Below are 4,941 nucleotides of genomic sequence, written 5' to 3' on the forward strand. Positions count from 1 at the left end.
GGATGAAGCGGTCGCGGTCGGCCCAGTCGGGGCGGCTGGCGTCGAACTTCAGGAATTTCGAGTAGAGGACGGTGGCGACGTCGGCCATGCCCATGGGCATGCCGGGGTGGCCGCTCTTGGCCTTTTCAACGCCGTCCATGGCGAGGACGCGGATGGCGTCGGCCATTTGCTTGGGCGAAGGCTTGGCGAATGCAGCTTGGGCGTCGGTCACGGCGAGACCTTTCCTCAGGAACAGGATAAAGCGGGGGCGCGCCGCTTTACCCCGACGCGCGCACGGGTTCTATACGGAATCTGGACGAAAGGACCCCAATGGACGCCGTTACGGCCGCAAAGACACGCATCGACAAGGCCCTGTCCCTGCTGGAACGCAAGGTGCTGGAGCTGAAGGCGCGTCCGGCCACCGCCCCCGCCATCACCGACGACGACCTGTTCGCGCCGCGCCCGTCGAACGCCGCCGACCTGGTGCGTATCGCCGAGCTGGAGGCCGCGGGCCGTGACGCGGCCGAGGCCCTGGGCCGCGCGGCCGAGGCCGTGCGCGAGGTTCTGGCCGAGCAGGAGGCGCGCTGATGGCGACCGTCACGGTAGAGGTCAACGGCCGTCCCTATGCGGTCGGTTGCGCCGATGGCCAGGAGGAGCGCGTCCGCATCCTGGCCCGCCAGTTCGACACCCATGTGCGCCAGATCGCCGGCGACGTCGGCCATGTCGGCGACCTGCGCCTGTTCCTGATGGCCTCGCTGATGCTGGCCGACGAATTGCAAGAGGCGCGTCAGCGGCTGGAGAACGGGCAGGGCCCGGCCGCTCAGGACGGCCCGATCAAGGCCCCGCCGCCCCCCGCCAGCGACGGCGTGGCCGAGGCCCTCAACGCCGTGGCTGCGCGGATCGAGAAGATTTGCCAGACGATCTGAGGCTGCGCTCTTTCCTCCCCGCTCGTGGGGAGGTGGATCGGCGGCGCAGCCGACGAGACGGAGGGGGCGACTCCACGGCGGACGTCTGTGTCGCCACCTCCACCGCTACGCGGTCCCCCTCCCCATGAGTAGGGAGGAAAGAGAAGGCTTCATCCACCATTGTTGAAACGCCCTGGACCGCCTATCTTGTCCGACGGCGGGTCCTGCTGCGGCTCACGTCGAAGACAACATATCCTTCTGACCTTAATTCACTCATAGGGATCTGTCCCTGTCCGGGCTCGAGGGCTTGGGCATACGGAGCCCACCTGGCTACCCAGGTCGAGAGGATTTAAACCGTCTTCACGGTTCACGCGGCGCCGCCACCCTCACTCTTTTTGCGCTATCACTCGTCGCGCGGCGGCTCGCTGCTTGAGCGCGGTTGTGCGCCCGCGCGCCCGTTGGCGGAAGGCCCAGTGTGATGACCACCAAACACGAACTCCGCGCGGCGATGCGCGCCCTGCGCAAGCGGCTGGCCGAGGTCGACAACGAGGCGGCCGAGCGCGCGGCGGGTCACGCCGGGGCCCTGCCGCCCGGCGAAACCGTCGCCCTCTATCGCGCCATGGGGTCGGAGCTGGACACGGACGCCCTGGCCGTCGCTCTGCATCGGGCGGGACGTCGCCTGTGCCTGCCGGTAGTGATCGAGCGCGACGCCGCCATGATCTTCCGCGCCTGGGCGCCGGGCGAGCCGCTGGAGCTGGACACCGCCGGATGCCCCGCGCCCCTGCCGCTGGCCGAGACGGTCACGCCGGACCTGATCCTGACGCCGCTGCTGGCCTTCGACGCCCACGGCGGGCGGCTCGGGCAGGGCGGGGGCTATTACGACCGGACCTTCGCGTTCCTGCCGGACGCCGTGCGGGTCGGCTTCGCCTACGCCGGGCAGCAGGTCGAGCGTCTGAAGCTGGAGCCGCACGATATGCGCCTGCATGGCGTTTTGACCGAGACCGGCTATAGAGCCGCCGTATGAGATTGGCATTTTTCGGTGACGTGGTCGGCAAGTCCGGCCGCGATGGTTTGACGGATCATCTTCCGGGACTGAGGCGGGACCTCAAGCTCGACTTCGTGGTGGTCAACGCCGAGAACGCCGCGGGCGGCTTCGGCATCACCGAGAACACGGCGCGCGAGATCTTCGCCGCCGGGGCCGACGTCCTGACCCTGGGCAACCACAGCTGGGACCAGCGCGAGGCCCTGACCTATATCGTGCGCGAGCCGCGCCTGATCCGTCCGGCAAACTATCCGCGCCTGATGGACGCGCCGGGGCGGGGCGCCGACGTCTTCATCACCGCCGACGGCCGCCGGGTGCTGGTGATCAACGTCCTGGGCCGCGTCCACATGGACCCGATGGACGACCCCTTCAGCGCCGTGGAGCGCGAGCTGGAGGCCGCGCCGCTCGGCGTCGTCGCCGACGCCGTCATCGTCGACGTGCACGCCGAGGCGACCAGCGAGAAGATGGGCATGGGCCACTTCTGCGACGGCCGCGCCAGCCTGGTGGTCGGCACCCACACCCACGTCCCGACCGCCGACGCGCAGATCCTGCCCCACGGCACGGCCTATCAGACCGACGCCGGCGGCTGCTGCGACTATGACTCGGTCATCGGCAACGACAAGGAAGAGCCGCTGCGCCGCTTCACCACACGGCTCTCCGGCGGGCGCTACGTCCCCGCCAGCGGCCCGGCCACCATCTGCGGCGTCTTCGTCGAGACCGACGACCGCACGGGGCTGGCCAAGCGCGTCGAGCCGATCCGGGTGGGCGGGCGGTTGAGCCAGGCGATTCCGCAGATCTGACGGCGCGACTAGGCTTAAGTCACCGCTCATCCCCGCCTCCGCGGGGAGGAACCGGCCGCGGTTAGTTTGAACGCGCCTCAAGCGCCCGCAGGCGGCCTTCTTCGGCCTTGAGGTCGCCGGTCAGTTGGGCTTTCAGGGCCGGGTCAGTGGTGGCGGCCAGCAGGGCGCGGGTGTCCTCGACGGCCTGGCGGCGCGCGGCGATCAGGCGCGAGAGTTCGTCGCCCTCGGCAGAGGCCGGAGCGGTCGCGGCGCGTCGGGCGGTGCCCGCCTGTTCTTCCTCGGTGGTCTTCAGCGCCGCTGCTTGCCTCGCGGCGGCGGCGTCGCGCAGGGCGTGCTGGACCGGGTCGCCGCCCTCGAAGTCGCAGGCGGCCAGCAGGGCCGCGCTGCAAACGACGAAGGCGAGAACGCCGGCTCGCATCAGCCCTCGATCCAGTTCGGCATCCAGCCTTCGTGGATTTCGCGCAGGTGGGCGACGGGGATGCGGTAGAGCTCGCCCTTCGGACCCGAGGAGGCGAAGTCCGCGCCCTTGGCCACGCCGACGACCGAGGCGTGCAGACCGGCTTCCTGAGCCTTGGCGATCAGGGCCTCGGCGTCCGAGACCGCGACCAGATAGCGGGCCTGATCCTCGCCGAACAGGAAGGCGTGGGCGTGGGCGGCGCTGGAGGCGTTCAGCTCGATGCCGACGTCCGAGGCCAGGGCGATGTCCGCCGCCGCGCCGACCAGGCCGCCGTCCGACAGGTCGTGAACGACCGTCAGCTCGCCCGCTTCGATCAGGCCGCGCACGAAGTCGCCGGTCTTGCGTTCCAGCTTCAGGTCGACCGGCGGCGGGGCGCCGTCTTCGCGACCCAGAACCTCGCGCAGGTAGATGGACGAGCCCAGTTCGCCATGGGTCTGGCCGATCAGGACCAGGACGTCGCCCTCGGCCATGCCGCCGAAACCAGTGGTCACGTCGTAGTTGGTCAGCAGACCCACCGCGCCGACCGTCGGGGTCGGCGGAATGGCGACGCCGTTGGTCTCGTTATAGAGGCTGACGTTGCCGCTCACGACGGGGAAGTCCAGCTCGCGGCAGGCCTCGGCCATGCCGTCGGTGGCGCGGACGATCTGGCCCATGATCTCGGGGCGCTGCGGGTTGCCGAAGTTCAGGTTGTCGGTGATGGCGATGGGGCGCGAGCCCACGGCGGTCAGGTTGCGCCAGGCCTCGGCCACGGCCTGCTTGCCGCCCTCATAGGGGTCGGCCTGGACATAACGCGGGGTGCAGTCGCTGGTGACGGCCAGGCCCTTGTCCGTGCCGTGGACGCGGACCACGCCGGCGTCGGCGCCGGTCGAGGAGTCCTGCAGGGTGTCGGCCATGACGTGGCGGTCGTACTGTTCCCAGATCCAGCGTTTGGACGCCATGTCGGGGCAGGCGACGACCTTGATCACCGCGTCGTTCCAGCTTTCCGGGGCCGGGACTTCCGCCGGGTCGAGGCGCGGCTGCAGCTCGGGCTGGACCCAGGGACGGTCATACAGCGGCGCGTCGTCGAACAGCGGGGCCAGCGGCACGTCGCAGACCACCTCGCCGTGATGCTTCAGCACCAGATGGCCGGTGTCGGTGGTCTTGCCGATGATGGCGAAGTCCAGGCCCCACTTCTGGAAGATGCGATAGCCGACGTCCTCGAAGCCGGGCTTGAGGACCGCCAGCATCCGCTCCTGGCTTTCCGACAGCATCATCTCATAGGCGGTCATGCCCTCTTCGCGCTGGGGCACCTTGTCGAGGTCCAGCTCGACGCCGACGCCGCCCTTGCCGGCCATCTCGACCGACGAAGAGGTCAGACCCGCCGCGCCCATGTCCTGAATGGCGGCGACGGCGCCCGAGGCCATCAACTCCAGCGTGGCCTCGATCAGCAGCTTCTCGGCGAAGGGATCGCCGACCTGGACGGTGGGGCGCTTCTCTTCCGAATCCTCGGTGAACTCGGTCGAGGACATGGTGGCGCCGTGGATGCCGTCGCGGCCCGTCTTGGAACCGAAATAGACCACGTCATGACCGGCTTCTGGCGCGGCCGAGTAGTAGATCTCGTCGGCGCGGGCGATGCCCACGCACATGGCGTTGACCAGGATGTTGCCGTTGTAGCCCTTGTGGAAGTTGGTCTCGCCCGCGACCGTCGGCACGCCGACGCAGTTGCCGTAGCCGCCGATGCCGGCGACCACGCCCTTGACCAGGCGCTTGGACTTCTCG

The 4,941-nt window shown here is 69.5% G+C and carries 7 protein-coding genes and 1 other RNA gene; 5 read left to right on the forward strand and 3 right to left on the reverse strand.

Annotated features, from left to right (window positions below; genetic code table 11):
* Positions 1-166: hypothetical protein (locus tag VGE49_RS06110; RefSeq protein ID WP_331033678.1), on the reverse strand; the 166-nt coding region annotated here is incomplete at its 3' end.
* Between the two features lie 143 nt (positions 167-309).
* Between VGE49_RS06110 and VGE49_RS06115 the strand changes: the two genes are divergently transcribed.
* From VGE49_RS06115 to VGE49_RS06135, 5 genes are all read left to right on the forward strand, one after another.
* Positions 310-567 (forward strand): hypothetical protein, encoded by a 258-nt coding sequence (locus VGE49_RS06115; protein ID WP_331033672.1) that lies wholly within the window; start codon positions 310-312, stop codon positions 565-567.
* The gene (locus VGE49_RS06120; protein ID WP_331033673.1) at positions 567-905 is read left to right on the forward strand and encodes a cell division protein ZapA; all 339 of its coding nucleotides are present in this window, start codon (positions 567-569) and stop codon (positions 903-905) included. The genes VGE49_RS06115 and VGE49_RS06120 overlap by 1 nt, the downstream gene beginning before the upstream one ends.
* 200 nt (positions 906-1,105) lie before the next feature.
* Positions 1,106-1,266, forward strand: a non-coding RNA gene (gene ssrS / locus VGE49_RS06125) — 6S RNA.
* Positions 1,267-1,362: 96 nt separating this feature from the next.
* Positions 1,363-1,908 carry a 5-formyltetrahydrofolate cyclo-ligase gene (locus VGE49_RS06130; protein ID WP_331033674.1) on the forward strand — a complete coding sequence of 182 codons (546 nt, stop codon included), beginning with the start codon at positions 1,363-1,365 and terminating at the stop codon, positions 1,906-1,908.
* Positions 1,905-2,726: a TIGR00282 family metallophosphoesterase gene (locus VGE49_RS06135; protein WP_331033675.1), complete on the forward strand. Its 822-nt coding sequence runs from the start codon at positions 1,905-1,907 to the stop codon at positions 2,724-2,726. The genes VGE49_RS06130 and VGE49_RS06135 overlap by 4 nt, the downstream gene beginning before the upstream one ends.
* A gap of 61 nt (positions 2,727-2,787) precedes the next feature.
* Here the strand turns inward: VGE49_RS06135 and VGE49_RS06140 are convergent, their stop codons facing one another.
* Together VGE49_RS06140 and purL are read right to left on the reverse strand one after the other, a co-directional pair.
* Positions 2,788-3,144, reverse strand: a complete 357-nt coding sequence (locus VGE49_RS06140; RefSeq protein ID WP_331033676.1) for an indole-3-glycerol-phosphate synthase — start codon at positions 3,142-3,144, stop codon at positions 2,788-2,790.
* A partial coding sequence (gene purL / locus VGE49_RS06145; RefSeq protein ID WP_331033677.1) for a phosphoribosylformylglycinamidine synthase subunit PurL occupies positions 3,144-4,941 on the reverse strand: 1,798 nt, incomplete at its 5' end. The genes VGE49_RS06140 and purL, both read right to left, overlap by 1 nt.

Origin of the sequence: Brevundimonas sp. (assembly GCF_036405315.1) — a bacterium.
GTDB lineage: Bacteria > Pseudomonadota > Alphaproteobacteria > Caulobacterales > Caulobacteraceae > Brevundimonas.

Bases quoted from the DNA above. Each gene is read 5' to 3' on its own strand.
- VGE49_RS06115 (WP_331033672.1), top strand. From the start codon at position 310: ATGGACGCCGTTACGGCCGCAAAGACACGCATCGACAAGGCCCTGTCC.
- VGE49_RS06120 (WP_331033673.1), top strand. From the start codon at position 567: ATGGCGACCGTCACGGTAGAGGTCAACGGCCGTCCCTATGCGGTCGGT.
- VGE49_RS06130 (WP_331033674.1), top strand. From the start codon at position 1,363: ATGACCACCAAACACGAACTCCGCGCGGCGATGCGCGCCCTGCGCAAG.
- VGE49_RS06135 (WP_331033675.1), top strand. From the start codon at position 1,905: ATGAGATTGGCATTTTTCGGTGACGTGGTCGGCAAGTCCGGCCGCGAT.
- VGE49_RS06140 (WP_331033676.1), bottom strand. From the start codon at position 3,144: ATGCGAGCCGGCGTTCTCGCCTTCGTCGTTTGCAGCGCGGCCCTGCTG.